The 24226-nt window shown below is 70.3% G+C and carries 26 protein-coding genes and 3 pseudogenes; 19 read left to right on the top strand and 10 right to left on the bottom strand.

Annotation, left to right across the window (positions count from 1 at the left end):
• The first annotated feature begins 11 nt into the window (after window positions 1-11).
• The 4 genes from CRYAR_RS16580 to CRYAR_RS49640 are packed head-to-tail and all read left to right on the top strand — an operon-like array spanning window position 12 to window position 3308.
• On the top strand, window positions 12-1046 hold the full coding sequence (locus CRYAR_RS16580; protein ID WP_035851889.1) for an LLM class flavin-dependent oxidoreductase: 1035 nt from the start codon (window positions 12-14) through the stop codon (window positions 1044-1046).
• On the top strand, window positions 1043-2320 hold the full coding sequence (locus CRYAR_RS16575; protein ID WP_035851888.1) for an LLM class flavin-dependent oxidoreductase: 1278 nt from the start codon (window positions 1043-1045) through the stop codon (window positions 2318-2320). The genes CRYAR_RS16580 and CRYAR_RS16575 overlap by 4 nt, the downstream gene beginning before the upstream one ends.
• A gap of 15 nt (window positions 2321-2335) precedes the next feature.
• Window positions 2336-2491 (top strand): hypothetical protein, encoded by a 156-nt coding sequence (locus tag CRYAR_RS47285; protein WP_157017777.1) that lies wholly within the window; start codon window positions 2336-2338, stop codon window positions 2489-2491.
• Between the two features lie 25 nt (window positions 2492-2516).
• Window positions 2517-3308 (top strand): MFS transporter, encoded by a 792-nt coding sequence (locus CRYAR_RS49640; protein WP_157017775.1) that lies wholly within the window; start codon window positions 2517-2519, stop codon window positions 3306-3308.
• A 45-nt stretch (window positions 3309-3353) separates the two neighbouring features.
• Here CRYAR_RS49640 and CRYAR_RS16565 read toward each other — a convergent pair.
• A pseudogene (locus tag CRYAR_RS16565) lies at window positions 3354-5996 on the bottom strand (ATP-binding protein); the annotation flags it as partial.
• Between the two features lie 110 nt (window positions 5997-6106).
• Between CRYAR_RS16565 and CRYAR_RS16560 the strand changes: the two are divergent.
• Entirely contained in the window at window positions 6107-6460 is a 354-nt protein-coding gene (locus tag CRYAR_RS16560) for a MerR family transcriptional regulator (protein ID WP_051570379.1), read from the top strand.
• 48 nt (window positions 6461-6508) lie between these two features.
• Here CRYAR_RS16560 and CRYAR_RS16555 read toward each other — a convergent pair whose 3' ends face one another.
• Window positions 6509-7210: a GOLPH3/VPS74 family protein gene (locus CRYAR_RS16555; protein ID WP_035851882.1), complete on the bottom strand. Its 702-nt coding sequence runs from the start codon at window positions 7208-7210 to the stop codon at window positions 6509-6511.
• A 160-nt stretch (window positions 7211-7370) separates the two neighbouring features.
• Between CRYAR_RS16555 and CRYAR_RS16550 the strand changes: the two genes are divergently transcribed.
• The 5 genes and pseudogenes from CRYAR_RS16550 (at window position 7371) to CRYAR_RS47275 (ending at window position 9640) form a co-directional block, all read left to right on the top strand.
• Entirely contained in the window at window positions 7371-8126 is a 756-nt protein-coding gene (locus CRYAR_RS16550) for a helix-turn-helix domain-containing protein (RefSeq protein ID WP_051570377.1), read from the top strand.
• Window positions 8127-8201: 75 nt separating this feature from the next.
• Window positions 8202-8336, top strand: coding sequence for a hypothetical protein (locus tag CRYAR_RS50195; protein WP_281174593.1), 135 nt, complete (start codon window positions 8202-8204; stop codon window positions 8334-8336).
• Window positions 8333-9022, top strand: a complete 690-nt coding sequence (locus CRYAR_RS16545) for a GOLPH3/VPS74 family protein (RefSeq protein WP_211247492.1) — start codon at window positions 8333-8335, stop codon at window positions 9020-9022. Before CRYAR_RS50195 ends, CRYAR_RS16545 begins: the two co-directional genes overlap by 4 nt.
• Window positions 9023-9112: 90 nt before the next feature.
• Window positions 9113-9409 (top strand): annotated as a pseudogene (locus CRYAR_RS16540) (ATP-binding cassette domain-containing protein); the annotation flags it as partial.
• Window positions 9410-9478: 69 nt separating this feature from the next.
• Window positions 9479-9640, top strand: a complete 162-nt coding sequence (locus tag CRYAR_RS47275; protein WP_157017773.1) for a hypothetical protein — start codon at window positions 9479-9481, stop codon at window positions 9638-9640.
• Window positions 9641-9661: 21 nt separating this feature from the next.
• Here CRYAR_RS47275 and CRYAR_RS16535 read toward each other — a convergent pair whose 3' ends face one another.
• From CRYAR_RS16535 to CRYAR_RS16525, 4 genes are all read right to left on the bottom strand, one after another.
• On the bottom strand, window positions 9662-10300 hold the full coding sequence (locus CRYAR_RS16535; RefSeq protein WP_035863368.1) for a hypothetical protein: 639 nt from the start codon (window positions 10298-10300) through the stop codon (window positions 9662-9664).
• Window positions 10301-10828: 528 nt separating this feature from the next.
• Window positions 10829-12241 carry an alpha/beta hydrolase gene (locus CRYAR_RS16530; protein ID WP_051570371.1) on the bottom strand — a complete coding sequence of 471 codons (1413 nt, stop codon included), beginning with the start codon at window positions 12239-12241 and terminating at the stop codon, window positions 10829-10831.
• Window positions 12242-12597: 356 nt separating this feature from the next.
• Window positions 12598-12738, bottom strand: coding sequence for a hypothetical protein (locus CRYAR_RS48905; protein WP_211247491.1), 141 nt, complete (start codon window positions 12736-12738; stop codon window positions 12598-12600).
• On the bottom strand, window positions 12735-13040 hold the full coding sequence (locus CRYAR_RS16525; protein ID WP_035851879.1) for a DinB family protein: 306 nt from the start codon (window positions 13038-13040) through the stop codon (window positions 12735-12737). Before CRYAR_RS16525 ends, CRYAR_RS48905 begins: the two co-directional genes overlap by 4 nt.
• Before the next feature lie 796 nt (window positions 13041-13836).
• Here CRYAR_RS16525 and CRYAR_RS16515 point away from each other — a divergent pair.
• Genes CRYAR_RS16515 through CRYAR_RS16505 form a run of 3 tightly spaced genes read left to right on the top strand, consistent with a single transcriptional unit; the run spans window position 13837 to window position 15589 of the window.
• Window positions 13837-14826: a zinc-binding dehydrogenase gene (locus tag CRYAR_RS16515; RefSeq protein ID WP_211247490.1), complete on the top strand. Its 990-nt coding sequence runs from the start codon at window positions 13837-13839 to the stop codon at window positions 14824-14826.
• Window positions 14827-14862: 36 nt separating this feature from the next.
• Entirely contained in the window at window positions 14863-15192 is a 330-nt protein-coding gene (locus CRYAR_RS16510; RefSeq protein ID WP_051572073.1) for a GNAT family N-acetyltransferase, read from the top strand.
• Window positions 15185-15589: a (4Fe-4S)-binding protein gene (locus CRYAR_RS16505; RefSeq protein ID WP_035851872.1), complete on the top strand. Its 405-nt coding sequence runs from the start codon at window positions 15185-15187 to the stop codon at window positions 15587-15589. Before CRYAR_RS16510 ends, CRYAR_RS16505 begins: the two co-directional genes overlap by 8 nt.
• Window positions 15590-15644: 55 nt before the next feature.
• On the opposite strand, the gene CRYAR_RS16500 is transcribed toward CRYAR_RS16505, so the two are convergent.
• Window positions 15645-16409 carry a MerR family transcriptional regulator gene (locus tag CRYAR_RS16500; RefSeq protein WP_035851869.1) on the bottom strand — a complete coding sequence of 255 codons (765 nt, stop codon included), beginning with the start codon at window positions 16407-16409 and terminating at the stop codon, window positions 15645-15647.
• A gap of 84 nt (window positions 16410-16493) precedes the next feature.
• Here CRYAR_RS16500 and CRYAR_RS16495 point away from each other — a divergent pair, with 84 nt between their 5' ends.
• Window positions 16494-18068: an alpha/beta hydrolase gene (locus CRYAR_RS16495; RefSeq protein ID WP_035851866.1), complete on the top strand. Its 1575-nt coding sequence runs from the start codon at window positions 16494-16496 to the stop codon at window positions 18066-18068.
• A 203-nt stretch (window positions 18069-18271) separates the two neighbouring features.
• Here CRYAR_RS16495 and CRYAR_RS16490 read toward each other — a convergent pair whose 3' ends face one another.
• The gene (locus CRYAR_RS16490; protein ID WP_245620706.1) at window positions 18272-18514 is read right to left on the bottom strand and encodes a DUF1877 family protein; all 243 of its coding nucleotides are present in this window, start codon (window positions 18512-18514) and stop codon (window positions 18272-18274) included.
• 106 nt (window positions 18515-18620) lie between these two features.
• Here CRYAR_RS16490 and CRYAR_RS16485 point away from each other — a divergent pair, with 106 nt between their 5' ends.
• Window positions 18621-19598, top strand: coding sequence for a phosphotransferase family protein (locus CRYAR_RS16485; RefSeq protein ID WP_035863315.1), 978 nt, complete (start codon window positions 18621-18623; stop codon window positions 19596-19598).
• Window positions 19599-20064: 466 nt separating this feature from the next.
• Window positions 20065-20261: pseudogene (locus CRYAR_RS51315) on the top strand (IS5/IS1182 family transposase); the annotation flags it as partial.
• 50 nt (window positions 20262-20311) lie between these two features.
• On the opposite strand, the gene CRYAR_RS16475 reads toward CRYAR_RS51315, so the two are convergent.
• Window positions 20312-21694, bottom strand: a complete 1383-nt coding sequence (locus tag CRYAR_RS16475) for an MFS transporter (RefSeq protein ID WP_035851863.1) — start codon at window positions 21692-21694, stop codon at window positions 20312-20314.
• A 65-nt stretch (window positions 21695-21759) separates the two neighbouring features.
• Between CRYAR_RS16475 and CRYAR_RS16470 the strand changes: the two genes are divergently transcribed.
• The 3 genes from CRYAR_RS16470 to CRYAR_RS16460 all read left to right on the top strand — a co-directional run bounded on the left by CRYAR_RS16470 (window position 21760) and on the right by CRYAR_RS16460 (window position 23058).
• On the top strand, window positions 21760-22098 hold the full coding sequence (locus CRYAR_RS16470) for an ArsR/SmtB family transcription factor (RefSeq protein WP_035863304.1): 339 nt from the start codon (window positions 21760-21762) through the stop codon (window positions 22096-22098).
• Window positions 22091-22525, top strand: coding sequence for an SRPBCC domain-containing protein (locus CRYAR_RS16465; RefSeq protein ID WP_035851860.1), 435 nt, complete (start codon window positions 22091-22093; stop codon window positions 22523-22525). Before CRYAR_RS16470 ends, CRYAR_RS16465 begins: the two co-directional genes overlap by 8 nt.
• A gap of 62 nt (window positions 22526-22587) precedes the next feature.
• Entirely contained in the window at window positions 22588-23058 is a 471-nt protein-coding gene (locus CRYAR_RS16460) for a hypothetical protein (RefSeq protein WP_035851855.1), read from the top strand.
• A gap of 672 nt (window positions 23059-23730) precedes the next feature.
• Here CRYAR_RS16460 and CRYAR_RS47270 read toward each other — a convergent pair.
• Window positions 23731-23874, bottom strand: coding sequence for a hypothetical protein (locus CRYAR_RS47270; protein ID WP_157017771.1), 144 nt, complete (start codon window positions 23872-23874; stop codon window positions 23731-23733).
• Between the last annotated feature and the right edge of the window lie 352 nt (window positions 23875-24226).

Raw genomic sequence — 24226 nt, 5'->3', positions numbered from 1 at the left:
GAGGACGCACGATGGCGTATCCGCATCTGGCGGTGGAAATCAGCGGACCGGGTGCCCATCCGGCGGCTGCGGGGCCGCCCGGCGCCGCCTTCGATCCGGACGAACTGACCCGGGTCGCGCGTCTCGCCGACGACGCCGGGTTCGCCCTCGTGACGCTGGACGATTCGGCCCAGCCTTCCGGCGGCGGAATCGAGGCGGGGGTGCGTGCCGCATATCTGGCCCTCCGCACCCAGACGATCGGTCTGGCCCCGGCCCTGCACGTCACGACCACCGAGCCGTTCCACCTCGCCACGCAGCTGGCCAGCCTCGACATCGCCACTCACGGACGGGCGGCCTGGCTCGTGAGCGCGCAGAACTCGGCCGCCGCCCTGGCCACCGTCGGCCGTGAACCGCTCGCCGTGGAGGCCCTCCGTGAGGAGGTCCGCGACGTCATCGAGGTGGGGCGGCAACTCTGGGACTCCTGGGAGGACGACGCGATCATCAAGGACGTCGCCACCGGCCAGTTCCTCGATCCCGACCGTGTCCACCACATCAACTTCGTCGGCGACACGTTCTCGGTGATCGGGCCGCTGATCACCCCGCGACCCCCGCAGGGCCAGGTCGTCGTCCTCGGTGCCGACACCCTGGGCGTCACCGGGCAGCTGGACATCGCCCTCGTCGACGGGATCGACCTCGAACGTCAGGTGTCCCGGGCCCGGCGGGACGGGGCACCCCGGGTCTTCGCCGAGCTCGACGTCCTCCTGGGCACCGACGAATCGGCGCAGACGCGTCTCGAAGCCCTGGACGCCCGCACGCCGTGGGGTCCGCCGACCCGCCTCCGGCACGTCGGCTCACCCGAGGCCCTCCGTGACCTCTTGCGCCGGCTCGCCGAACACGTCGACGGCGTCCGCCTGCATCCGGCCGTCCTCGACGTCGATCTGCCGGGACTCGTCGAGCAGCTGAACGGTCTCGGACCGCTGAGAGGCGCCACCCTGCGCGAGACGCTGCGCCTCCCCCGCCCGATCAACCGCTTCGCCACCAGCTCCCGAGAGGTAACCGCGTCGTGAGCAGGACTCTGCACTTGGGCGTCTTCTACACCGGTGTCGGCCCGCAGCTGCTCTGGACCGACCCCACGCACGCCCCGCACACCGAGATCGACACGTTCGTCCACGTCGCCCGGACCCTCGAACGCGGCCTGTTCGACGCCTTCTTCCTCGGTGAAGGGCTGCGCGTCCGAGAGAACCGGGGCCGGGTCCACTCCCTGGACGTCGCCGGCCGTCCGGACGCGATCACCCAACTGGCCGTGCTGGCCGGGGTCACCGAGCGGATCGGCCTGGTCGCCACTCAGAACGCGACCTACAACTACCCGGCCGACCTGGCCCGGCGTCTGGCGTCGCTCGATCTGATCTCCGGCGGCCGGGCCGGGTGGAACGTCGTGACCACCGACAACGCCTGGACCGGGGAGAACTTCCGGCACGGCGGCTGGCTGCCCCACGAGCGGCGCTACGAGCGGGCCGCCCAGTTCGTCGACGCGGCGAAGGCCCTCTGGTCGGGTCCGGACACCGTGGAGCGCGCCACGGATCTCGTGACCCTCCGAGCCGCCGCAACGACGCCGAAGAGTCCACAGAGCCGTCCGGTGATCTTCCAGGCCGGCGACTCCCCGGGCGGCCGCGACCTGGCCGCCCGCCACGCTGACGTCGTCTTCTCCGCGCACAGCACCTACGACGAGGCCGCTGCGTACGCCGACGATCTCCGGGCCCGGCTGGCCGCATACGGCCGCGCACCGGACTCGTTACGGATCCTGCCGGGAACCTCGGTGGTGCTCGGTGACACCCCGGCCGAGGCCACCGACCGGGCCCAGTGGATCCGCCGGGAGCAGACCACCGGCCCGCGGGCCATCGCGTTCCTCGAACAGTTCTGGGGCAAGGACCTCTCGGACTACGACCCGGACGGCCCGCTCCCGGACATCGAGCCCACCGACGGCGAGTTGGACCCCTCCCGCGGCACGCTCCCGATCGAGTGGCGGACCGGCAAGCTCGACCGGATCGCCCAGTGGAGGGTGCTGGCCGAAGCAGGTGGCTTCTCCATCCGCGACCTGGTCGCCGAGGTCACCCCGCGGCACGAGGGCTTCGTCGGGACGCCCGGCCAGGTCGCCGACGAGTGGGCCCGCTTCGTGGGCGACGGCGTCGTCGACGGCTTCAACCTGATCCCGCAGCTCATCCCCGGCACGATCGACGAGATCGTCGACAGGCTGGTGCCCGCCCTCCAGGATCGAGGTATCTACCGCACCGAGTACACGGGCACCACACTCCGCGAGCACCTCGACCTTCCCCGGCCGTAGGGGCTGTCGGGGTCGATGCGACGCACGGAGCTCGGTGTGCTCGCCTGCTGCGCCGGCGCCGGGTTCGCGACGCTGATGGATCAGGGCGTCGTCAACTACGCGGTTCCCTCGCTCGCCACCGAACTGGGTGCACCGACCGGCGGGGCGCAGTGGTTCCTGTCCGTGTATTGACTGGTCGGCGGCCACGGCACGCGCCGTGCAGGGGCTGGGCGCCGGGCTGATCAGCGCTCAGGTGCTGGGCATCATCCAGGACCACTTCAGAGGCCTGCGGCGGGTCCGGGCACTGGCCGCCTACTCCGCCGCCGGGGCGGCCGCCGCGGTCGTGGGGCCGCTCGCCGCCGGGCTGCTACTGGCCGTGGTGCCCGACGCACTGGCCTGGCGGGCGGTGCTGGCCCTGAGCCTGCCGTTCGTCCTCGCGACCGCGCTGCTCACGCTCCGCTTCATCCCGGTCCGGACGCGCGAGGCGGGCCGGATGGACCTCGATCTGCCGGCGATCGTCCTGGTCGGCGCGTTCGTGCTGCTGGTGACCCTGCCGGTGATCGACCCGGGTATCGACGGCGATCGGCTCCGGAGCATTCTCGGGATCTGCGGCCTGCTGGTCGCGGCGACCGGCGTCTGGGAGTACCGGTACGCCGCCCGTGGCCGCATGCCCCTGTTCGTGCCCGCGCTGATGACCTCCCGGGGATTCGCGGCCGGGAACCTGGTGGCATCACTGTGGTTCGGAGGCCTGATCGCGCACTCGACCGTGTTGACGATCTCCCTGCTGCAAGGGCTGCGCTGGAGCCCGCTGACCGTCGCGGCGGTCCTCATCCCGGGCGCGCTGGCCCGGATCGCGGCCTCGTCGGTCAGCTCGCGGATCTACGGCCGGCTCGGCGCCCGCCTCCTGCCGATCGGCCTGGCCGTCCGAGCCGGTGGCGCCCTCGCTCTGGTGATCCGTGTCGCGGCCGCCCGCCCGCTCGTTGAGCGCGTCGCGCAACGCAGCCCGTGACGTGATGCCGAGCTTGGGGAACGCCCGGTACAGGTGTGCGGACACCGTGCGCGGCGAGAGCACCAAGCGGGCGGCGATCTCCTTCGTGGACAGTCCCGCGGCGGCGAGCTCCGCGACGCCGAGCTCCTGCGGGGTGAGCGCATCCCCGACCCGGGACCCGGCCGTGCGCGTCGCCCCGCTGGCACGCAGTTCGGCAGTGGCCCGCGCCGCCCAGGACACCGCGCCGAGCTGCTCGAAGCGCTCCCTCGCCGCGGCGAGGTGAACCCGGGGCTCGACTCGGAGCCCCTGGCGGCGCAGCTGTTCACCGTAGACCAGCTGCGTCCGTGCGAGCTCGAACGGCCACTGCTCGACGCCCGGCAGCGCGAGCGCCTCGTCGAAGTGCCGGGCCAGCTGGGACGGGTCCGACGTCATCGCGGTGACCGCCGCGGTCACGAGCGCGAACCGGGGCGAGACCCGGCTGAGCGAAGCACTCCGTACCGCCGCCGCGTGCGCGAGCGCCTGGTCGCTGCGTCCGGAGTAGAGCGCCGCCTCCACCAGGTCGAACGCAGTCGAGAGCGCTTCGAGAACGAACGGTGGCAGCTCGCCGGGTGCGGTGATCGCCGACGCGTGGCCGAAGGCCGCCTCGAAGTCCGACGAGCCGAGCGCCGCCCGGGCCTGTGCCAGGTGGGCCCAGTGCGCGAGGCGTTCGAGGCCGCGGCTCCCGGCCCACTCGAACAGCACCTGGCACTGGGCCGCGCACTCGTCGGAATCACCGCGATGGGCCGCGACGAGCGCTGTGACGTAGCGCCCCGCCTGACTGTAGAAGCGATAACCAGTGCTCTCCCCGAACGTGACGATCTCACCGGCGGATACGAGGGCCTGGCTCCACCGACCGGCGTACAGGTCGTCCCACGCGCTCAGGACCAGCGCGGGGAGTCCTCCGCCTATCGTTCCGCTGTCACGCGCGTCCCGGACCGCCTGGGCCAGCGGCGCGCTGCAGCGGGCGAGGCGATCGAGGTAGAACGCGGCCAGCGCGGTCCGGGTGAGGACATCGGCGTCGGTCACCTCGTCGAGCCGGGCCAGCTGCTCGTCGAGGTCCCGGAGGAGCTCGTCCGGAACCGCACCGGGGTTCTCCAGGATCCGCACCAGCGACGCCGGCGAGGTCGCGGACCCGGCGGGAAGCGTCGCGACCAGATCCCGCACCGGCGTCCAGTAGTCCGCTCGCGCCGCGTAGGAACAGGTCAACATCAGCGTGAAGAGGGCCGGCGAGAGGTCGGCATCGTTCGGAACGGGGGATCCGATTGCCTCGACCAGCAGCCGGTGGGCGGTGGCGGCATCGCCGTCGGTCATCAGGTAGAGGTATCCGGCCGCGGCGGCCTCCGACAGCGATCGGCTGACGTCCGGCTGGTCGTCCAGCTCCCGCATGAGCTGATGGGAGAGCTCGAGGTGACCGGCGATGTACGCCCCGACGTACGCGGCCTGGGCGAGACGGCGGCGCCCGACCTCCCGATCCGGGCTCAGGGCCGCGGCCCGCCGGAACCGGGACAGTGCCCCCAGTGCGTCGCCTCGGCGCAGGCTCTGCCGGGCCCCCGCCTCGATGATCTGCGCGACCGACTCGTCGAGACCCGTAGCGGACATCCAGAGGTGATCGGACCGGCGCTCGAGCTGATCGGCCAGCGCCTCGGCCAGCCGTCGATGGGCACTCCGACGCTGTTCGAGCGTCGCCTGCTCGACGACGGCCGATCGGACCAGCGGGTGTTGGAAGCGCACCGTGCGCCCGTCCGGCGCGGCGCGAATCAGGTGGTCCCGCTCGGCGGTGTCGAGCGCGTCGAGGGCTCCGCCGGCCGCGGCCAGGACGCTGAGCTCCCCGGTCCCTTCCAGGGCGGTGAGCAGCAGCAGCTCACGGGTGGTCGGGGGTAGCCGGGCGACGCGCGCGGCATACAGCGCCCGTACCTCCTCCGCCGGACCGGTACCGGTGCGGGCGTGGTCACCGCGGGGCGACCCCGGCGCCCCGGCCAGGGCACCGAACTCCAGCAGGGCCAGCGGATTCCCCTGCGCCTGATGAGCTACGCCGTCGATCGTCCGGCGGGACAGGTGGGTGAACCGCTCCGACAGCAGCCGGATCGCCGCCGCGTCCCCCAGCGGCAGAATGGGCATCTCCGGCAGCCGGATGCGTTCCGGTGACTGGTCGGTACCGGTCCGGACGGCGGCGAGCACACCGACGCGGTGACCGCCGGCCCGCCGGGCGACGAAGCTGATCACCGATCGGCTGGCCCGATCGAGGACGTGCAGGTCGTCGACGATCAAGAGCAGTGGCTGCGCGGCGGCCGCCTCGCAGAACAGTGCGAGAGCGGCGTGCAGGACGGCCATCTCCGGTCGCCCGAGCCCGGTTCCGACGCCGAGCGCGACCTCCAGCGCCGCACGCGACGACTCCGGCAGCCGTTCCAGCTCGGGGAAGAGCGGGCTGACGAGCTGGTGCAGGCCCGCGAAGCTGATCTCCGTCTCGTACTCGACGCCGCCGCCGCGGATCGCGCGGATTCCGCGTGCCACCGCGCGCTCCGCGGCCGCGTTCAGCAGCGCCGTCTTGCCGACGCCCGGCTCGCCCGAGAGAACGAGGGCAGCACCGTTTCGTGCCGTTTCGTCGAGAAGCGAGTCCAGACGGTCCAGCTCTGCCGCTCGCCCTACGAGACCTGACCCAGCCGGGTTCACGCCCAACACTCTAGATGGCAGCAATTTGACTCAGGCATCCGTCGAGTACGCGGGCTAGCTTCGTTTCGAGCGGGTCGGAACCGAAGTTTTTGCAGGTGGAAGGGGCTTTCGTGGCTTGGAGTACCCGTGAGCTGGCCGAGCTGGCCGACACCACGGTGAACACGATCCGGTACTACCACCGGCTCGGTCTGCTCGCGGAGCCGAAGCGTCGGTACAACGGGTACAAGCAATACGACGCCGAGGACCTCAACCGACTTCTGTGCATCCGGCGCCTGGTGGGGTTGGGCGCTTCGCTCTCCCAGATCGCCGAGGTGCTCGCGGACCAGCACCTCACGGCGAAGATCCTGCGCCAGGTCGACGCGGACCTGGCCGCGGAGGTCGACCGGCTGCACCGGGCCCGCTGCGACATCGCGGTCATCCTGCGCGACAGTGTCCAAGCCCCGGCCCCGGCCGGCAGTCAGTAGATCGGACCCTGGTAGTCCATCCAGGAATCGACCGCCGCCGCCGATGCTTCAGGACGAGCCCGGCTGGGGAGTTGCGGTCGCCGTGACGATCACGCTGTTGATGATCGTCGCGGTGACGGTACGCGTAACGGCCTCCGCGGCGGCACCGGCGCCCCAGTTCCCTCGCTCGAGCTGCTTGGCTCGGGTGATCACCGGGGTTGACCACGGAATCTCGGGGTCGAACTGCGGCAGCGTCCCGCTCCCCGAGATCAGCGCCGCCAGCGCGGCGACTCTCGGCTGCGGCTCCGCGCCGTCGACCAGCACCTGCCGTACGTCGTCGAGGAGGCGCGCCCGGTGGCCGGTCCCGCCGTCCTCGAGGACGCTCCGGTTGAACAGGCCGAGCGTCTTGCGGGTCTCCCGGCGCAGCTCGCCGCGGAGGACGAGCCGCTCCAGCACCTGGCTGCGTAACGGCGGTCCGACCGCGGCGAGCACGGTCTGGACGCCCCGGGGCTTCGCGGCAACGTAGTCCCACGCGGAGCGCAGGATGGTGTCCGCAGGCGGGTGATCCTCGACCACCCGCACGACCGTCGATCCGACCCGGCCGTCGCCGGTCCGGACGTGCTCGCCGAGCGCGAGATCGGCGAGCACCGCGCCGGCGAGGGTGTAGAACAGCGTGTTCTCGCCGACGATCGTTCGCGAGTCCGGTTGGAACAGCAGGAGCAGGAGATCTTCGGCGAGCGTCGGAACTCCGAGCTGTGCGGGCTGAGCCATCCGTTCCCCTTCGACAGGCGCGACTGAATGAGTAGAGACCGTGTCGTAGGCACAGGGTCAAGCACGACGCCGCTTGACCCTGTGGTGGGAACAGAGTGTCAAATCGGTCGCAGGCGCCGATTACGCCCCACGTGCTCGGTTCGTCCAGGAAGGGGAAGACGTGGCCTGGAGCACCCGTGAGCTCGCCGAACTCGCCGGCACCACGGTGAACACCATCCGGCATTACCACCGGCTCGGCCTGCTCGAGGAGCCGGAGCGACGTCACAACGGGTACAAGCAGTACGGGGTCGAGGAGTTGGTGCGCCTGTTGCGTATCCGGCGACTCGTCAACCTGGGCGTGCCGCTCTCGCAGGTTGGCGCGGTGAGCACGAACGGCGACCTCTCCCCGAACGTGCTGCGCCAGGTGGACGCTGATCTGGCCGCGGAAGCCGAGCGCCTGCGGAGGGCGCGCTCCGACATCGCGATCATCCTCGGTGACGGTGCGCCTGCGGACGGGCCGGCGGGCTCCGAGTCGGTCGGGCCGCGCCTGTCCGCGGCCGACCGCTCGCTCATCCACGTCTACACGCAGCTCTACGACGAGGAGGCGATGAAGGACCTGCAGCGCATGATCGAGGCCGACACCGACCCGGTCAGCGCGGCCCTGAAGTCCCTTCCGGCCGACGCGGACGAGGAGACGCGGAGCGACCTCGCCGAGCGGCTCGCACCCGTCCTGGCGCAGCACCTCATCGACTATCCGTGGCTGAGCGATCCTGCGGCCCACCTGTCGAAGAGCGAGCACGTCACCCGGGATACGTTCATCAACGCGGTGGTCAGCCTCTACAACACCGCTCAGCTCGACGTGATGGGTCGCGCGAGCGTCCGCGCAACGGAACTGCTGCGTGCCCGCCTGGCGGACGCCGACCAGCACCGCGTCTGATCACGGGGTTGACTCGGTTCCGGGAACGCGGTTTCCACTCGGACCGACGCTGTTCGTCCCGCGAGGAGCACTGCCTTGGTCTCCCTCATCCACGCCCTGGTCCACGAGCTCTGGCCCCTTCCGGTTGAGGCGCCCGGGGTGTTCCTGCCGTTGCTCGTCGTCCTCGCCACGGCGATCCCCTGCTTCGACTCGGACCGGATCGCGCGGTGAGGGGCGCCGTGAACGCCGTCGACGTCACCCTCGCGGAAGATCTCCTGCTGCTGCTCTTCCGGCCGGGCTCGGGTTCGTTCACCGGAGAGACGACGCTCGGCCACGTCCTCGCCGGAGCTGTCCTCGCCGATCTCGCGCATGGCGGGCACGTCCGCCCCCTGCCCGGATGGGGCGGGTCGATCCGGGTGGAGGCGGTCGCGGGCCGTCGACCGGCTGACGAGATCCTGTCGTCCGCGTGGGACCAGATCGCCGCCGGTCCCCGCGGTGCCCAGGCTGCGCTCGCCGTGATCGGTTCCACGGTGCGAGCCGCGGTGCTCGACCGGCTCGTCCGGCGCGGCGACCTGCGCCGGTGCGGCCGGGCCGGGGCGTTCGTCGTCAGGCCCGGCGGTTCCGGGCGTCGGGGTCGGCTGGTCGCCGAGGTCCGAGCGGTACTCGTCGACGGCGCGGACCCGCAGCCGCGGGCCGCCGCACTGGTCGCACTGTTGTCGGGCAGCGGCACGCTTCCGCAATTCGACCCGGAGATTCCGTGGACTCCCCCGGTCGTCGCCCGCGCGCAGACGCTCCAGCGAGGCAACTGGGGAGCCGCAACCACCGCCGACGCAATCGCCCGCACCGTCACCGAGGCCATCGTCGGCAACGTCGCCGTCGCGGGCTGGACCGTGTGGCGAGAACGACGTTTCTACTGAGCCGAGGTCGCTCCGCAGCGTGACGCCGCGCGACCTCCCCCGGGAAGCCCGTGCAGGTGGTTCGGCGTCTTGGAGCCACGATGGACGCAGATCGACGGAAACGTGAGCACTTCGGACCCGATCGATCGCGTCCTGGACGTCGTCGGCCTCACCCACAAGGAGACGACCCGGGCGGGGCCACTGTCCGGTGGCGAGAAAAGCCGGTTCGACTTCGCTACCGCTGTGTACGGGCAACCGGAGCTGATCTTCCTCGACGAACCCACGACCGGGTTGGGCATCCAGTCGCGCGACGCGCTGTGGGGAGGCCGTGAGAAACTTCGCCGCGACGGATCGACAGTCATCCTGACGACGCACTACCGGGAGGAGGCGCAGCAGCGCGCCGACCGCAGCTGGCCATCCTGACCGGCCTGACGCTGCCGGTCAGGTTGACGGCCCCGGACACCCGAGCAGGCCCAGGTGACCACGCCGCAGATCAGCCTCGGGATGATCGCGGTGGCCAACTGGGTGGGCGGCATCACCGGCACCGAGGAGCTTGCGCTGCTGATTCCTACCGTTGCCTGGGTCGTGGTGGCGATCGCGCTCGCATTGCGACTGTTCCGCCGGGAGCAGCGCCAATAGCGCGGCAGACGCTCCGTCAGATCACGTGCCCAGGCTGTCCAACCAGTTGTGACGCAACCGCCAACTGCGTTCGACGGCCCCCAGCGTGGCCGCGGCGCCGAGCGCGACGTTGACCCACACGGGCAGGTCGATCGGCGACTCGAAGCGCCCGAACCGCTCGACGATCGGCGGGACCCCCAGGATCGGCTCGAGCAGCTGCACAAGGTTGATTCCGAGGCCGCAGACGAGCGCCACCACCGAGAACGCGGCGATCCAGCGGCTCAGGACCCGGTGCTCGCGGGCGAAGCGCAGCCGGCGGCCGATCACCGACCTCGGATCGGGCGTCAGGAGGTATTCCCCGCCCTGGGTCGTCACGTAATGGGCGCGCTTGAGGCCCACGGTCGACTGCGCTACCTGGATCGTGCCGCCGGCGACCGGAAAGGCGGCGGGCATCCGCGACCGGGCCTGGTGCCGGCCGTTGACGAACAGGTGCGCCATCCCGTCGTCACCCGCCTGCTTGCCGGTGAGGCGCACGTCCACGGCGTAGGCGGTCTCGCCGACCTGAAGCGAGAAGAGCTTGCGCCCGGTGAACAACTGCCACCAGCGGAATCTCTCCAGCGGCCGACCGTCGCCGGGACGGACACGCTTCGCGGCCATGCGTTGCCGGAGGTCGTCGAACATCAGCACCGCTCCCCCGTCAGCCGCCCGGCCGGCGCGGCGCCGAAACACGCGTTCCCTCGTCGTTCCGGCATGGCGCGGAGTCCTTTCCTCGGCGCCAGTCGAAACCATGTTCCCGCCACCGGGTCAAGCCGGTCGCACCGCGAGTTCAGCCCTGTCCGGCGAGGACACCCGGCATACGGGATTCGCACCAGAATTCATCCTCCGACTCGACGGAAGCCCCGGTAGCCGAATCGATGTCGTGCGCGTTGATGGCTTCGACGAGCCTGTCCCCACCGGGAATTCGCCGACCTGCGCGGAAGGCATCGACCCGCACCACGGTCGGCCGTCCCGGCGCGTGTCAACGCTTCCCGCACCACCCGACAGGCCCCGGCGCGGAGCGGTGCGGCGGGTGACCGACCTCGCCAAGGGGTTGGTCGTGTTGGTCGAAGGGCTGAACCCGCTGGCGGCGGTTGATCCGGACGCCTTCGACGTTGCCACCCGGCGCACCGCGGTTCGATCGGCGCTCGAGCGCGTGCTCGCCCGAGGCGGCTATTTCGCCGGTCGGGGGTCGAACGGGCCGCCGTTGGCGGCGCACACCGTGCCGTCGGTCGCCTCAGCGCTGACGAGGTAGCGCTCGATCGCCGTGTCGGCGCAGGCGCTCTTGGCCAGCGACGTGTGACCCCAGGCGTCGACGGTCAGCACCCGGCCGTCCGGGAAGTAGTCGGCGGCCGTCCGGGTGTACCGGTACGGGGTGGCGGGGTCCCATCGGGTGCCGACCACCAGCACGGGCGCCTTGACGGCCTGATCCCACGGGCCGGTGAACGCATCGCGGTCACGCACGGTCCAGGTCTCGCACATCGTGCTGTTCCACGCCCGGTTGCGCCCGAAGTGCGGCGCCTCGGCCTCGGCCTCCTCGGCGAGTCGGGGCAGCTTGCGCAAGCCTCCGGCCGGCGCGGTCTCCGAGCAGACGCCGAAACTCGGCGCTCCGGACGTGTACTCCTCCGGCCGCGGCGACATGGCGAGCAACTCGCTCGGCGCCTGGGCCACGGTCAGCGTGACCGATGTCTTGCCCTCGGCCTGCACCTTCGCGTATACGGTCAGCAGCGTGGCGAGTTGCGGCCACGACGCCGACGAGGACAGCGCCGAGTGGATCAGCTGGACCGCGTCGTCGTACGAGACCTCGAACGTCGTGCCGTTGGGCAGGACGTTCCGGATCGGCCGCTTCGTCAAGCCGGCGAGCACGCGCTCGGTCACCTGCTCCGGATCGCCGACTTCGGCCAGTGCACACGCCGCCTCGCGGCACTTCTTGTAGAACTGGTCGATGGTTTCGTCGCCACCGAGGTGTGAGCCGAGCCGCACCGCGAGCGGACGACGGTCCCCGTTGGAACCGGTGTAGGCCGCAGGATCGACCGCACCGTCGAGCACCAGTGCACGCACGTCGCCGGGGAACAGCTTCGCGTACGTGGCGCCCAGGAAGGTGCCGTACGAGTAGCCGTGATAGGTCAGCTTCTCGTCCCCGACCGCCCGCCGGAGCAGGTCCAGGTCACGGGCAACGTTCGCCGTGGAGCCGTGCGCGTACCGGTCGCCGGACCGGTCCCGGCAGGCGGCGGCGAGCTTCTTCGCGGTCGCGAACTTCTGCTGCACCTCTTTCCCGGTCATCGGGAACACCGGATCGTCGGCGAAGAACGCCAACTCCTTCTGCGATGTCGTGAAGCACGTGACCGGATCGGACGCGCCGACGCCGCGCGGGTCGAAGCCGATGATGTCGAAGCGCGCCCGGACCGCGGGCGTCCACGCGAGCTTGCCGACGATCTGGACGAAGCTGACGCCGGGCACGCCTGGGCCGCCCGGGTTGGTGAACAGCGAGCCGATCCGCTTCGCCTTGTCCGTGGCCGGTAACCGGGTGACCGCCAGAGTCGTGGTGCCTGCGCGCGGGTCGTCGTAGTCGGTGGGCACTTCCACCTGGGCACATTGGAAATCGGCGAGCGCGGGCGCCGAGCCGCAACTCTTCCAGGAGATTTTCGGGACCGGGGGTGTGGGGGCCGCCGGTGCAGCGGTCGCTGACGCCGGCGCCCCAGCCGCCAAAAGAAGTGCGGCGACGAGAATGGCCAAGTTCTTCATGACGATTCGCTGACCTATCCAAGTAGGCGATACAGATCGCGAGAATGGCACAGCAAAGTCGGTTCCTAGCACATGGTTTCGGCGCCTGAGGCGGCGACAAAAGGCCGGCGTTCTGGACGATGACCCGGCGCCCGATGGACGCCGTTGGTCTCTACCCACAGCGTGCCCGGCGCGGACCGAGTCCTCGGGAATGGGACCTATCGAGCCGTTTCGTGCGTCCACTTCGGGGCTCGCCCGGCGAACGCGACAACCCGGTCCATCACCGGCGCGTCGTCCCCGACCGTCACCTCGTAGCCGAACGCCATGCCCGGCCCGCGCCACTCCGGCTTGATGGTCATCCGTAGAACGCAAGCGCCTGGGCGGCGGTCGCCCCGGCGTCCAAGGCCTCACGCAGGGTCCCGGAGAGCCGCGCCAGAACGGCCTCGAGGTCGTCGGGGCCCGAGTAGGTGTGCGGGTCGGCGCCGTTGTTCGCGGCGCGGGGGTTGCGGAAGGCGGCTTCGAAGTAGATCAGGCCGCCGGTGAGGTGCCGCCGCAAGGCCAGCACGTCGAGGCCCGCGGAGGGGGTCGCGAGCGCGTACTGGTCGGGGGTGGTGGCAGCGGCCACTCGCGCGAGGTCGTCGAGCACATCGACGATCGTCACCGGAGACTCCGTTCTGGATGAGGTCGGCCGCGCTCCAGCCGATCGCCATGATCGGCGCGGCCGTGTTGCCGCTCGGCAGCGTGGGCGTGACCGGGGCCGGCGCTGGTCGGCGAGAGCGGGTGGAGCCCCACCGCTGCGCCGCCCATCCGCGCCGGCACCCCGTCGTGGCCCGGATCGAGCCGCCCAGGTCCCGATTCGACACCGCCGCGTCCGTGGCGGTGTCGAACGGCGGTGCGGCGCCCTCCGACGACTACGCAGTCCGCTTCGCTGTGCACGGCCACAGGCCACACCGTGTGGCCGGAACAGGGTCAACGATCCACCGGGCCCAGACGAGTGGAGCCACCCGGAGGGTGGCCTCGCGCGCCGGCGAGCTCGTCATCCGACGGAGGCCGGAGTCGTGGCCGTAGCGGACGCGCAGAGCCTGGTCGACCTCGTCCTCGCGGCCGACGTCGCGGGTGGAATGCGACTCGGATCCGCAGGCCGTCGACGTCGATCTCGCCGTGTCCCGCGCCGGTGGCGGCTCGGGACCAGACGCGAAGAGCGGTCGAGCGCAGCCATTCCCTCGACGGTGGGGAGCACCTCGCGGAGGTCGGACGAGGTACCGCGGCGGTCGCGATCATTGTCCTGACCCTGCTGATTCAGGGCACCACCGTGCCGCTGGCGGCGGATCGTCTGTGTGTTCGTGAGGACACCGGCACTGCGGAGACGCTGACGGAGGTGGCGGTGATGATCCTGGCGGAGCTGCCTCACCGGGGAACCCGACCGGGCGCGCGTTTGACTGTGTTCCGGCCACAGGGTGTCAGCTGGGTCGGAGCGGAAGGCGGGCCGCCACACCGCGGACGTCGAACTGATGGGGATCTGCATGCGTGCGCTGATCGTCGATCACGCCCAGCCCTCGGGACTGCGGCTGGGCGACGTCCCGCCCCCGACGCGCGGCCCGGGCGAGGTACTGGTCGAGGTGGGCGCGTTCGCGCTGAACAACGGTGACCTCGCTACCGCGATCGACATGGGCGACGGCGACGTTCCCGGGTGGGAAGCGGCCGGCTACGTCATCGAGGCGGCCGGCGACGGATCCGGTCCTGCCGTGGGCACCCCGGTCACCACCTTCGGCGTCACCGGCGCCTGGGCGGAATACCGCGCCGTCGACGTCGGCATGCTGGGCACCGCTCCGAAGGGTGCCGACCTCGCAGCGATCAGCACGGTTCCGGTGGCGGCCAACAGCGCGCTGCGCGCTCTCCGCCGGAGCGGCCCGACCCTGGGCCGACGCATCATGATCACCGGCGCCACCGGCGGCGTCGGCCGCTATGCGATCCAGCTCGCGCGCATGGCCGGCGCTCAGCCGGTCGCGGTGACCAGATACCCGGATGAATTCGCCGACGAGCTCCGCGGCCTCGGCGCCGACGCCGTCATCGCCGATCCGGCCGACTGTCCCGACCCCGTGCACACCGTCATCGACACCGTCGGCGGCCCGCTCCTCGTACGCGCCTTCGACCGGCTGGACAACGGCGGCGTACTCATCGCGCTCGGGCACCTCGCCACCGGAGCGGAATCGTTCCCACGAGGCGCCTTGATGGCCGGCCCGGGGCAGAACCGCACCATCGTCAGCTTCCACCAGTTCGACGGCACTCCGCTGGGGCCCGACTTCACCTGGCTCAGCGAACAGCTGACGCGCGGTGCCTTACTGCCGTCCATCAACTGGCGCGGATCGTGGCAGCACGTTCATGATGCGATCACTGCCCTGCGCCGCGGCACCCTCCACGGCAAGGCCGTCATCGATCTCCGCTGACGCACGAACGTGCCGGCCGAGCCGAAAGGAATTCTGGTGAGCGACAACGTCCACGTGCACGACAACCCTGCTCAGCACCGCTACGAGGTCACGGTGAACGACGACCTCGCGGGCTTCGCCGTGTACTACCTCGACGGGCAACGGATCGTCTTCATCCACACCGAGGTGGCGGTCGCGTACGAAGGACGGGGCCTGGGCAGCCGGCTGGCCCAACGAGCGCTCGACGACGTCCGCGGGCGAGGCCTGCGTGTGGTGCCGGCATGCCCCTTCTTCGCGAAGTACATCCGGAATCACCCGGAGTACCAAGATCTGACTCGCAGCGGCGGCCAGGCCGACCGAGTCGTGCTGGGCGAGCACGGTGACTGAGCCGGGACCGAAGTCGTACCAGGGTTCCGACATCGCGGTCACGTTCGACGGTGGCCGCTGCCTGCACTTCGCCGAATGCGTGCGTGGGCTGCCCGAGGTTTTCGACGTGACCGCCCGGCCGTGGATCAGCCCGGACAACGCCGACGCCGCCGTCGTGGCCGATGTCGTGGAACGCTGCCCTAGCGGCGCGCTGCAGTACTCCCGCCGTGACGGGGCCGAGGAAGTGCCGCCCGACCCGACCGTCGTCACCGCCGTGGAGAGCGGACCGATCCTGCTGCACGGCAACCTGGTGCTGACCGAGCCGCTCCAGCCGTCTCACCGGCAGAACCGGATGGCGTTGTGCGCGTGCGGCCGATCGGCGAAGCGGCCGTTCTGCGACAACGCGTGCCGTACCTGAGACCTGGGCTCCGCGGTCGACGTCGCGGCTGGATACGCCGTTGATCCGCTGATGCTCAGCCGGCGGCCGTGACGTCGTCGGGGGGCGTCTCGCGCGCGGCGCGCAGCTGCTCCTGCGCGAGGACGCCGGCCCGGCCCATCACGTCGAGCTGCGCGGGGTTGTACAGGTTGGCCACGGCGTCGATGAACGTCTCCCGCGTGGCCCGCTCATCCATGGACGTGCGACCCGTCGCATCGCTCAACCAAGGGTAGTCGGCCAGGTGCCGCACGAGGACCGGCGCGATCCTCTCGGCCAGGCGCTGGCGAGTCGCGTCATCCGCCTCGGGCGAGAGAGCGTCGAACTCCCCGTTGGTGGGATCCTCGTCGGCTTCCGCCATCCTTTGCAGGTCTTTCATCGCGTCCTCGTCGTACAGGCGCGTGTGAACATGAATGAGTGACTTGTCCGCCTCAGACAGGCGTGACGCGACGGACTCGAACCCGGACGGCGTGTCAGCCGACGCACCGGTGGACAGGATGGTGGCGATGTCCGAGCGGGCTCGCCGCAGGCGCTCGGCCTCCGCAGCGAGTTCGGCGTCGACCTGACGCAGCACGTCCGGGGCGATAGCTCCGTTGGTGCGGACCTCGCCGATCTGCGCGAGCGGCACTCCCAGCTCCACGAGCCGTCGGATCCGGAGCAGGCAGATCAGATGCTCGACGCCGTACTGCTTGTACCCGTTGTACCGGCGCTCCGGCTCCTCCAGCAAGCCGAGTCGGTGGTAGTGGCGGATGGTGTTCACCGTGGTGCCGGCAAGTTCCGCTAGCTCACGGGTGCTCCACGCCACGTCGGGACGCTAACACCTCTGATCCGATCGGTACAAAAAGACGCTGCTTGACCTGGTTCCGTGGACACGGTTTCAGCTGGGCTGATGAACCGCACCACTCTCCGGCGCTTCGTCGTGATCAACCTCAGCATGCTGCTGTGCGCCGTCTCGCTCTTGGCGTGCTCACCGGAGGAATCCGAGTCGGATGCGCGCTCGTCCGACGTCGGCCTCGGCAAGTTCTATGACCAGACGCTGCGGTGGACGGGGTGCAACGCCTTCGCCACCAGCAAGCGGGAGGCTGAACTCCTCGCGGACCCGGCCGCCCGATGCGCGTCGCTGACCGTACCGCTCGATTACGACGATCCGGGCGGCGCCACCGCGTCCGTCGCGGTCCTGCGGGTCGCGGCGCGCAAGCAGGCGCAGGGCTCGCTGGTTTTCAATCCCGGTGGCCCCGGTGGTTCCGGCGTCCTCGGTGGGTTGGCTGTCGCTCGCGCGCTGGCCAAGAGCCCGATCACCGAGACCTTCGACGTCGTCAGCTTCGACCCGCGTGGCGTCGGCGCCACCAAGCCGGCGGCCGACTGCTACTCCGAGGACGGCACGACCCGGGGCGACACGGTGTTCCCACTGCTGCCGACGAACGTCGCCCTGACGGAGGAGGACACGCGCGCGGTGGCGGAACGCTGCACCGAGGGATCCGGGGGCGCGAAAGCGCTCATCCAGATGGGGTCGCGCACGACCGCCCGGGACATGGACGTGCTGCGAGCAGCACTCGGTGACGACAAGCTGACCTTCCTCGGCCAGAGCTACGGCACCCGCCTCGGAGCGGTGTACGCAGAGCAGTTCCCGCAGCGGGTGCGAGCGATGGTTCTCGACGGGGCGTTCGACCCCACCCTGGGAACGGTCGATCGCCGGCTCGCGGCGTACCGGGGATTCCAGCAGGCATTCGACGCGATGGCGGCCGCCTGCGCCGCAGCCGCCTCGTGCCCGCTGGGAACCGACCCGAAGGCATGGACGTCGACCTTCCAGGCCATCATCCAGCCGCTACGGGACAAGCCCATTCCCGCGCTCGACCAGGAGCTCGACTTCGACGGTGCGCTCGGGGGCGTGATGGCCGGTTTGTACGCACCCCAGCTCTGGCCCAGCGTCACGAGCGGCCTCGCGCAGGTGCGGCAAGGACGCGGGGACACGCTGCTGCAGCTGCTGCGCGACATCGAGGGCGGGGAGGCCGACACCGCGGTCAACGGCAACGTCACCGAAGCGCTCTACGCGATCAACTGCATGGATGAGCAACGCCTCACGCCGGAGGAAGCGGTTCGGTTGCGCATCCGGACATACGAGGTCGCCCCCTTCATGTTCCCCGGCGGAGATCCCGCGGAGGCGGCCAGGGGCGCACGCGACGGCTGCGAGTTCTGGCCGGCCCAGCCGACGCTCGGCATCCCCTATGCCCAGAACATCGCCGGACTGCCGGACACGCTCGTCGTGTCGATCACCGGTGACCCCACCACCCCGCACACCGGCGCGATCAGCCTCGCCGACACCTTGGGAAGTGCCCTGCTGACCGTGAAGGGCGAGGGGCACACGGTCGTCTCGTCCGGGAAGAACACGTGCGTCGAGAGGATCGCCGCGGACTACCTGATCAACCTGAAGCTGCCGCCCACGATGCCGACGTGCACGGCGTGAGCATCCTGCGACCTCACGCCGCGTCGTCGGCTGGTCGATCGATTGCCGGGCGACTCAGCGCCCGGGCTGGTCATACATCCCGATCACGGAGCGCCCGGCTGGAGCCGGCCAGCGCGATCTTCGAGTACCGAAGCATCAACAGATGGCCAGCAGCACCGCTTGACCGTGTTCACCCGCAGCCCGATAGAACCAGCGCAATTCGGCTAACTGTTGTCCTCACCGACTTCGACACCCCCGAGGATCGCCGCGCCGGCACCCTCACCGATGCCCCAAGCCGAGCCGTTGAGTATGTAGTGGAGGGCGTGCCAGTTCTTGCCGAGATCCAGCTCGGGTTGAACCATCTCGTCATCGTCTGGGTCGCCGTAGAGCAACGTCTCTACCGTCGTCGGATCGTCCAGCAGCACCCGCGCCTCGGCGCTCGAGAGCCGTCGCCCGATCAGCTGCATGCTCACGACGCGACCTCCTGGGCCGGGACAGTCGGGGACTCCAGACCCCCGAAACGCCGCAGGGCGGGTATCGGGCTACCGGCCTACCAAGCCGAGAATGGAGGCCATGACACGAGCATTCTTGCGGCCGGACGACGTGCACGACGTGGTGGCAGACCAGTTCGGTGTCGACCGTCGGCTCAACACCATGGATCGCCTGACCGGCGGAAGCAAGAAAGGTGTCTACCGGCTTCGGCTGGACGACCAGACGACGGTGATCCTCTACGTCTGGTCGGAAAGCGAGAACTACTGGCCGTCCGCACCAAACGTCCCCGACGACCCCTTCACCGACGCGTCCGGCGCGGAGCTGTTCGCCGCCGGCCATGCCGCCCTCACCGCGGCCGGAGTGCCCACCCCGCGGCTGTTGATGCTCGACCGCGACCACCGCTACCTCGACGCCGACATCGCGCTGGTAGAGGACGCCGGCGCCACGACCCTCGAAACGCTGATCGACCACGATCCGGCCGCTGCCGCCGCACCGCTCTCCCGCCTGGGCGACGCCCTGCGCCGCCTACACACCACCCGCGGGCCGCACTACGGCAAACTCGCTTCCCTCACGCGGAGCGAGGCGTCCCAGGAACGCCGCACCGAGGACATCATCGTCGACCGGGCACTCGGGCACCTCCACGCAGCCGCACCGCGCGACGCACGGATCGCCGCCGCCCATCAACGCATCGCCGATCACCTTCATCACCTGCGCGGCGCAGTCGAGGCCCGCCAGGACTACGTCCTGGTCCACGGTGAACTCGGACCCGATCACGTCCTCGTCACCCCAGCCGGCGAATCCGCCCTGATCGACATCGAAGGCCTCGCGTATTTCGACGCCGAGTGGGACCACGCCTGGCTGCGCATGCGCTTCGGCGACACGTACCCGGCCTTGCGCCCGGTCGACCTGGACCCCCACCGACTGGAGCTCTACCGATACGCGCAAATCCTGTCGCTGATCGAAGGACCATTGCGGATCGCCGACACGGACTATCCGAACCGGCAATGGATGATCGACCTGGCCCAATGGAACATCACGCAAGCACTCGCCGCGCTCTGAACCCCGAACGCCCATCCAAGCGCGCCATCAGCCGCTACCCCTCGGGCCTCGTGAACACCCTGTCACGGTGCGATAGACGACGTCGGACGGGCGGCGTTGTTGATCTGGCGGTTCTCGCCGCAAGGGAGCCGTGCCGGACCCGGACACCGGACCTGGTACAGGGTCGGGCCGTGGCGCCACTGTCTTTCCCAGGGTGCCGAGCCGACGAGTCGCGCAGCGGCGTCAGCGTCCGCTCCGGCCACCACGACGCAGGCGGCCCGCCGGCCCGCCGAGGGCGGCCCGAGCGGCCCGAGCGGCCACGGTGGAACCGGAGTCGGGCCCTCCGACGCGCTCTCCGGGGCCAGCGCCGAGATGATCGCCCACCGCGCCGGACGGTAGCGGCCCGACGGACGTGAGAGGTCACCGCGCGGCACGGAGTGCAGATGCTCGGAGAGGCGTTCGATCAGCCAGACACGTGGTCCGCCGGCCCCGGATCGCCCGGCGCGGCACACCCCACGGCTCCGGTCTGGGAAAGGTCCGCTGGGTCGTCGAACGCGGCCTCGCCTGACTGCACGGCGTCAAACGGCTACGCACCCGCTGGGAACGCCGCGCCGACCTCCACCTGGCCTACTCCAACTCGCCTGCGCCCTGATCCGCCACCGACACCTACCTACCGCAGGATGAAGCGATCTCGAACCTCCGGCGGGGCGGCCCTCAGCGCAACCGAAGGGAGGTCAAGCCGTCGGTCTGTTGGGCGCAGACGATCGCAGGGTGGTGATTGCCAGCACGCCGATCATGACCGCGAGGGCCGCGGCGAGGAATCCGGCGGCGGTCAGGCCGGCTGCTCCCGTGTAGATCGTGGTGCCCAGGCTGCCCAGGACAGCGACCCCGAGCGCGATGCCGAGATCGCCGCCCGTCTCGGAGATCGCCGCTGCGGAGCCGGCCTCGGTGGCCGGCACGGAGCCGACGATCAGGTCGGTAACCAGGGCGGTGATCGGACCCGCGCCGAGGCCGATGAGGACGTTCGCGGCGAGGATCGGCCCGGCTGCGTCGGCACGGCTGAGCAAGAGATACCCGACTGCGGCAACCGCCATGCCACCGGCGATCACGTCGGCCGGCTGGAGGCGACGGACGAGCAGAGGCGCGGCGAGTGAGCTGACCACGATCGCCAGTGCGCCCGGGGCCAACCACAGCGCCGCCTCCGACGGTGACAGGCCAACCGCTGTCTGCAGGTGGAGATTGATCAGTAGCGCCGTCCCGCCCATGATCGCGCTGTTCAGCGTCATCCCCACCACCCCACCGGAGAACGCCCGGCTGCGGAACAGCCGGACATCCACCAAAGGCTCGGACAGCCGACGCTGGCGGCGGACGAACGCCGATCCCGCGGCTCCCCCGACGGCGAGCGCGGTGAAGGCTGGCAGCAGCCCGCCCGTACCGGCCAATTCCTTGATCCCGTAGACAGTCGGGAGCACGGCGCCGAGCGAGAGCAGCACACTGATCGCGTCGATCCGGCCAACCTTCTGCGAACGATGCTCCGGCAGAACGAACGGGGCGGTGACCAGGAGCAGCACCATCACCGGGACGCCGAGCAGGAAGACCGATCCCCACCAGAACGTCGTCAGTAACGCGCCGCCGACGATCGGGCCGAGGGCTGCGCCGCCCATGAAGCACGCGACCCAGACCGAGATCGCGCGGGCTCGCTGGGCCGGATCAGCGAACAGCGTGCTGATCAGCGCCAATGTCGACGGCATCAGGGTGGCTGCGGCGACGCCCATCAGCGCCCGGGCAGCGACGAGCATCAGTGGGCCGGTCGAGTAGGCGGCGAAGACCGAGGCGCCGGCGAAGAGCACCGCGCCCAGGAGTAGCAGACGTCGCCGTCCGATGCGGTCCCCGAGTGTTCCCATCGTGATCAGGAAGCCCGCGATCAAGAACCCGTAGGCGTCGGTGATCCACAGCAGTTGGACCGCACTGGGGTGCAGGTCCGCGCTGAGCCGCGGCAGCACCAGGAACAAGACACTGAAGTCCAACGCGAGCAGCAACGTCGGCAGGGCCAGTACCGCCAGACCGACCCATTCACGACGACCCGCTCGAAGGACTGTCCGCTGGGACGACTCCACCGCGCCTCCTAGAAAAGTTAAGTAATCGCTTCACCATAGGCAGCGCACGCGCTAAAGTGAAGTGCATGCTTAACCGTCAGGATCCGCTCGATCGCCTGTTCCAGGCCCTCGCCGACGGCACCCGCCGGGCGATCGTCGAGCGACTCGTCGAGGGTCCAGCCGCGGTCAGTGACCTCGCGCGCCCGTTCGGCATGTCGCTCTCCGCGGTTCTCCAGCACCTGCAGGTCCTGATCGAGGCGGGACTGGTCGTCTCGGAGAAATCCGGACGGGTGCGTACCTGCCGGATCGAGCCCGGCGCACTGCGCACGACCGAAGACTGGATCGCTCGGCAACGAACCGGCTGGGAGCGGAACTTCGACCGCCTCGGCGACATCCTCAACAAGTCAGGAGACGACAATGACTGACCGCTCGGTGATCACGTCGACCTTCACCCTGGAACGCGACTACCCGGTCCCGCCCACCACGGCGTTCGCGGCCTGGGCGGACCCCGCGACCAAACGCGAGTGGTTCGCGCCCACCGCCGACCACTACGAGCTCGACTTCCGGATCGGCGGTCGCGAGGCGAACCGTTCCGAGGCGCTGACGTTTACCTCGACCTATCACGACATCGTCCCGGGCGAACGAATCGTCTACAGCTCCGCGCTGGCCGACGGCGACCGTCCGGTGACCGTGTCCCTCACGACCGTGCAGTTCTTCCCCGACGGCGAGGGCACCCGGCTGCTGCTCATCGAGCAGGACAGCTTCCTCGACGGCCATGAGGACCCGGCGTGGCGTGAACGGGGAACCGCGAACTGGCTGGACGCCCTCGCCGCAGCACTGAAGGCAGCCTGACCGGGAATTCAACCCACCCGTGAAGACGAGCGTCCCCGGCCGACCACCGGAGCCTCGACCGGTTGTCACCGTCCGGCCAAACGATCGCCCTCGCATCCATCAACCGGTCCCTCGTCGAGGGCCGTCCCTGTGTCGCCACGTGTACGGAGGACGCCTACCGCGCCTTGTCCGCGGCGGCGCCTGGCGAATTGCTGTCCCGATCCACCGCGTTGGAACTGCAGCCGCTCGACGCCCACGAGGTGATCGACTACGTGCGCCGAAACGGCGGCCGCTCGGACATCCGCCGCCGCTGGCGAAGCGAGCACTCCGATGGCCTCGCGGATGTCGTCGGCCACATCACGACACCGCTGATGGCGGCGATGCTGCGCGAGGCGTGCTTGCGGAACGACCCCTCGCTCGAACGGCTGCGCGCCGCGACTGCAGAGGGACGGGACACGGCACCGCGCGGCAGGATGCCGCCCGGTTCGGCTGGTGGGAAGTGGTGGCCTTCCTTCCTGGGGTGCCTTTCGCGGTGGCGGTCAGCGCACTGGTAGCCCTGTGTAACGTCGGGGTGGGGATGACGCTCATGGCCGGGTTCGGCCCCGCCGCCTCGGCCATCGTGATCGGTTCCAGCCTGACGACAGCAACCACGGTGGGCACCGGCGTCGCGTCAGGATTGAGAGCCCAACCCTCCCGGGTGGCCCTACGCTGGCCTACTCTCGGCGAGCTGCTTGTCGGACTCGTCGGCGGAACCTCCGTCGGCACAGTGGTCAGCGTCATCGTGTACACCGGCATGGCCGTGTCACGGCAGGACCCTCGCTGGCAGCTTCTGATCGTCGGACCGACCATCGGGATCGCCGTCGGGCTGGTCGCAGCCCTCGGCTCCGCCTTCGATTCCGCTCTCGACCCCGAGGACGGCGTCTCCGCCAAGGACCTCGAACGCGGCGCCCGGCACGGCGAGGTTGCCTATTGCGTGTCCGTCAGTGCAGCTTCCGCCCCGCTGTACCTCGGGCCCTTCTGGTTCTTCGCACCGGTGTTCTCGGAGTCGCCGGGCGGCGCGGCTGTTGCTTCTCGACGAACTGGTCAATGCCGAGCTGCTCGTACCGGTCGGCCCGCGACATCGCTTCTCGCACGTCCAGCTTCGGGCCACCATCGCGTCGCTCACGGTCGAGAGGAATCGCCTCGAATTCCGGGTACGGCGGTGAACGTCGCCCTGGGCGTGCACGCTAGCCGGGGCGGGACCGGCCGTGACGCGCGAAGTACGCGCGGTCCACGTAGTCCGACGCAACGGCGGTGAACGCGTCCCGCTCGGCGCGCAGCGAGACGGCCTCGGCCCCCGCGAGTTGAGCGAGGAACTCGGACAGCGCCACCGAGTTGGCTGGGCGTAGACCTTCACCTCGACCATCGTCGTCCCGACGACGAGGTCGGCCGTGAGCGGCCGGAGCCCACGTAGCGCCGCCATAGCGCCGACGATGACCTCGAACGCCCGCCAGCAGATCCAGAACCAGCCCAAGTCCGACCGGACAGGCGTTGTCGGATGGCAGCTCCACGTCCACCAGTCCGCGTCCGATCCTGCGTAGCCAGCACCGGCCAGCACCTGCTCAGCGACCCGCGGGGGTGACCATCCGAGTTCGTCGGCGTAGGGCGGTATCGACGACAGATCCCACCCGGCCGCCGTCACGGACCAGCGCATGTAACTGCTCACCCTGGTCGTGGACGAGC

The sequence above is a fragment of the Cryptosporangium arvum DSM 44712 genome, from assembly GCF_000585375.1.
In the GTDB taxonomy this organism is placed as follows: domain Bacteria; phylum Actinomycetota; class Actinomycetes; order Mycobacteriales; family Cryptosporangiaceae; genus Cryptosporangium; species Cryptosporangium arvum.
This window is presented reverse-complemented; position numbering and strand designations above follow the sequence as displayed.

Bases quoted from the DNA above. Each gene is read 5' to 3' on its own strand.
- CRYAR_RS16580 (WP_035851889.1), top strand. From the start codon at position 12: ATGGCGTATCCGCATCTGGCGGTGGAAATCAGCGGACCGGGTGCCCAT.
- CRYAR_RS16495 (WP_035851866.1), top strand. From the start codon at position 16,494: ATGAACCGCACCACTCTCCGGCGCTTCGTCGTGATCAACCTCAGCATG.
- CRYAR_RS16485 (WP_035863315.1), top strand. From the start codon at position 18,621: ATGACACGAGCATTCTTGCGGCCGGACGACGTGCACGACGTGGTGGCA.
- CRYAR_RS16535 (WP_035863368.1), bottom strand. From the start codon at position 10,300: ATGTTCGACGACCTCCGGCAACGCATGGCCGCGAAGCGTGTCCGTCCC.
- CRYAR_RS16470 (WP_035863304.1), top strand. From the start codon at position 21,760: ATGCTTAACCGTCAGGATCCGCTCGATCGCCTGTTCCAGGCCCTCGCC.
- CRYAR_RS16465 (WP_035851860.1), top strand. From the start codon at position 22,091: ATGACTGACCGCTCGGTGATCACGTCGACCTTCACCCTGGAACGCGAC.
- CRYAR_RS48905 (WP_211247491.1), bottom strand. From the start codon at position 12,738: ATGACCATCAAGCCGGAGTGGCGCGGGCCGGGCATGGCGTTCGGCTAC.
- CRYAR_RS16490 (WP_245620706.1), bottom strand. From the start codon at position 18,514: ATGCAGCTGATCGGGCGACGGCTCTCGAGCGCCGAGGCGCGGGTGCTG.
- CRYAR_RS16555 (WP_035851882.1), bottom strand. From the start codon at position 7,210: ATGGCTCAGCCCGCACAGCTCGGAGTTCCGACGCTCGCCGAAGATCTC.
- CRYAR_RS47285 (WP_157017777.1), top strand. From the start codon at position 2,336: ATGCGACGCACGGAGCTCGGTGTGCTCGCCTGCTGCGCCGGCGCCGGG.